At 65.8% G+C, this 2,014-nt stretch carries 2 protein-coding genes; both read right to left on the reverse strand.

The features are described 5' to 3' along the window. The coding region (locus ATN38_RS33260; RefSeq protein ID WP_374104610.1) for a transposase at window positions 1–342 on the reverse strand (342 nt) is incomplete at its 3' end. Beyond that, a complete protein-coding gene (locus ATN38_RS00135) occupies window positions 302–1,393 on the reverse strand; it encodes a hypothetical protein (protein WP_003941566.1) in 1,092 nt (363 codons plus the stop codon). The genes ATN38_RS33260 and ATN38_RS00135, both read right to left, overlap by 41 nt. Between the last annotated feature and the right edge of the window lie 621 nt (window positions 1,394–2,014).

Here is a 2,014-nt window from a genome sequence, read left to right on the forward strand (position 1 = left end):
GCCGCGGCGGCCGTGCAGTTGCCGGGTGATCCGTTGACGGACCTGGGTGACCATGAGGTTGGCGAGGGCGACGAGATGCCACTTGTCGACTGCGATCCGCGCGTCCGGCAGGGCGGTGCGGATCCCGGATCGACAGGTACAACAGCGCCCGCCCGCACACCCGCCTCGGCAACGCCCCACCCGCCGAGTACGAGGCAGCGCACTGCGCTGAGCCCACCAAGTCATCGCGACCGGCAATGACACCTGCATAGACGTGGCATCAACGCGTAGATGTTTCAGTTTCTTCTGTGCTGGGGCTGTGTCAGGTGCTGGACCGGGTGTAGGCAGCGGCGCGCACCACATCGTCGTCCTCCAGTCCAGCTCCTAGTGCTCCGCCCACGGTGGCCAGGCTGGCGGTGAGCCAGCTGATCTTCGCGTAGTCCAAAGCGTTCACTGGGTGACCGGCGACACCGGCCAGTACCTGCTCGTCGATGAGCAGCAGCGCGCCGACCCAGGACAGGATGAATAAGCCGAGGTAGAACACCACAACCCCGATGGCCACGGTCGCGGTGGTGGCCAAATTGAACAGGATCACCTGCTCACGTTGGGCTCGCCGCCGTGGGCGCTCCCACAAGTCTGCTCCCAGGATCAGGGTGGCACTCACCGCCCCGATCGCCATCACCGCCAGCAGGACCAGGCGCACCGGCCCGTAGGCCATGGCCAGTACCCATAGGTCCGAGGCCACCAATGTCAGCATGCCGGTGGCCGCTGCCACGACCATCGCCCGGGAGAGCCGGGCCACGAAGGCCCAAGGCTGGTTGGCGCGGATCATGCCCAGCAGCAACCGCACGTTGCCGCTCAGCACTCGGGCCGTGAACTGCACGACGTTGTCGTCCGGGCGTTCGTCGAGATCGGTGGACAGCTGGTGGGCTCTTCGAGCAAGATCCCGCTGGGCGTTGAGGTCTTCGGCGTCGTAGCCCAGGAGCTGCCCGACCACGTGCACGGTGGTCTCTTGCACCTTCTGCCGCACGTGCACGGCTCCCAGGGTTGGGACGGAGACCAGTCCTACCCCGTGCACGGGGCTGAGCTGGGTGAGCACCGGACGTCGGCCGGTCTTCAGGGGGATCTCGGTGAGCACCACGGCCAAATCCCAGTTCTCCTCCAGCACGCGGTTTCGGGCCGCCTCCAGCAGGTCCAAGGTCTCGGTGGGTGGATCGACCAGCCGGTCTTCGGCCATCTTCAGTTGCCAGCGCACTCCCGGATACCGCTGCACCAAAATCTTGCGCACCGAGGTGGTGACCTCGGGGCCGAGCATCGCACTCAGGGATGGTGAGACCACCAGGCCGATGAGCAGCTCGGCATCGGAAAGGGGTTCGGCAGGATCGGCGGTGGATCGGCAACGCTTAGCAGTCATCGCTCCATGGTGAGGCAACCACGGGCCGATTGCCACTGGCTCGATGGAGCCCCGAAGGTTTCGTGCAGCACCGCGGGCCGGATTCGGTGGTCGCCTCGATCCCGGAGAGAGCGGTGCTGCTCACTGCGAAATCCTCTCCCCGCCGACGCCGCCAGCGCGAAGACATCACAGCCAGCGGGCCCGGGACCTGCCGGTGTCGAGGACGGCTTCTCGATGATGCTGCAGTGACGGATCGGTTGAAGTGCTTCGGCGGTGTGGGAGCAGTGATCAGCGTGGGGGCGGTCGATTCCGTTCGGACAGGTGATGCATCGACTGCCCAGCGGCAGGTGCGGTACTGATGCGGGGGTACCCGGTGCAGGGGTGTCAAGGCCCAGCTCCGAAGACGGCAAGCCGGGCACGTGAAAGGCGAATTATGGCCCGCCGCAACCCGAGCGGGAAGGCATGTGTGGCACGAGGCGCCGAAGACGGGCCGGGCGTTTACTGCAGAGATAAATGGCTCTCCGCATTTGAGCGGGGCGTGTGCTGATTTCATGCTGCTGGTCTCTGCCCTCGGGTGAGGGCGATGTGGACCATGATGCGCCTTCGGTAGTTGTCCATGTTGGTGAAGCCGCATCCGACACG

The sequence above is a fragment of the Rhodococcus sp. FH8 genome (assembly GCF_019266085.1).
In the GTDB taxonomy this organism is placed as follows: Bacteria; Actinomycetota; Actinomycetes; order Mycobacteriales; family Mycobacteriaceae; genus Rhodococcus_F; species Rhodococcus_F qingshengii.

Coding starts and splice junctions, on each gene's coding strand:
- ATN38_RS00135 (WP_003941566.1), bottom strand. CDS start 1,393: ATGACTGCTAAGCGTTGCCGATCCACCGCCGATCCTGCCGAACCCCTT.